The sequence below is a fragment of the Brevibacillus dissolubilis genome, from assembly GCF_006170445.1.
GTDB classification, from domain to species: Bacteria; Bacillota; Bacilli; order Brevibacillales; family Brevibacillaceae; genus Brevibacillus_B; species Brevibacillus_B dissolubilis.
Genome location: NZ_VCNA01000025.1, coordinates 1 through 961, shown reverse-complemented (window position 1 = coordinate 961; position 961 = coordinate 1). Strand labels below are relative to the sequence as shown.

Sequence of the window (961 nt, the reverse complement as noted above, 5' to 3'; positions counted from 1 at the left end):
AACACCCGAAGTCGGTGAGGTAACCGCAAGGAGCCAGCCGCCGAAGGTGGGGTAGATGATTGGGGTGAAGTCGTAACAAGGTATCCGTACCGGAAGGTGCGGATGGATCACCTCCTTTCTACGGAGATTTCCGCCGACCATTGGTCTGGCGGTATCAAATCGGCTGAAATCATAAGCGAATCGCTGTTCAGTTTTGAGAGAACATGAATATCACGGGCCTATAGCTCAGTTGGTTAGAGCGCACGCCTGATAAGCGTGAGGTCGGCTGTTCGAGTCAGCCTAGGCCCACCACCCATTAGATATGGGGCTGTAGCTCAGTTGGGAGAGCGCCTGCCTTGCAAGCAGGAGGTCATCGGTTCGATCCCGTTCAGCTCCACCATTTTACTCTCAAGTAGCTATTGACTTGAAAAGTCTAATACGCTAATTTTTTTTCTTGAAATGAATAATTGTCTTCTTGGAATGCGCACTTCTGTGGCTGAGGAGACATAGGCACAACTTTGTGCATCTGTCTGGTGATGATGGCGGAGGGGACACACTCGTTCCCATTCCGAACACGACCGTTAAGCCCTCCAGCGCCGATGGTACTTGCTCCGAAGGGAGCCGGGAGAGTAGGACGTCGCCAGGCAGGGGCATCAAAACCCCAAGTAAAGAACGTCTGCTAAAGACGCCAACGTCCTGTTGGCAACGCAGACGCTAGCACATCACGTGCGTCGTTGTTCCTTGAAAACTGGATATGCAAGCATACAAGGCAAGTTTTAAACAGCATCTGGATGGAAGGCATGCTAAGAACGCGACGTCCTGTCGCAACGCATGCACTTGCACATCCTGTGCATCGTGGTTAAGTTAGTAAGGGCACACGGTGGATGCCTTGGCGCTAGGAGCCGATGAAGGACGCAGCGAACTGCGATAAGCCTCGGGGAGCGGTAAGCACGCTTTGATCCGGGGATCTCCGAATGGGGAA

The 961-nt window shown here is 52.8% G+C and carries 2 tRNA genes and 3 rRNA genes; all 5 read left to right on the top strand.

The features are described 5' to 3' along the window. A 16S ribosomal RNA gene (locus FGI41_RS24635) occupies positions 1–118 on the top strand; the annotation flags it as partial. 96 nt (positions 119–214) lie between these two features. Then, positions 215–291, top strand: a tRNA-Ile gene (locus tag FGI41_RS24630). A 12-nt stretch (positions 292–303) separates the two neighbouring features. Continuing rightward, positions 304–379 (top strand) — tRNA-Ala (locus FGI41_RS24625). A gap of 129 nt (positions 380–508) precedes the next feature. Continuing rightward, a 5S ribosomal RNA gene (gene rrf / locus FGI41_RS24620) occupies positions 509–625 on the top strand. Between the two features lie 211 nt (positions 626–836). Further along, positions 837–961 (top strand): 23S ribosomal RNA (locus tag FGI41_RS24615); the annotation flags it as partial.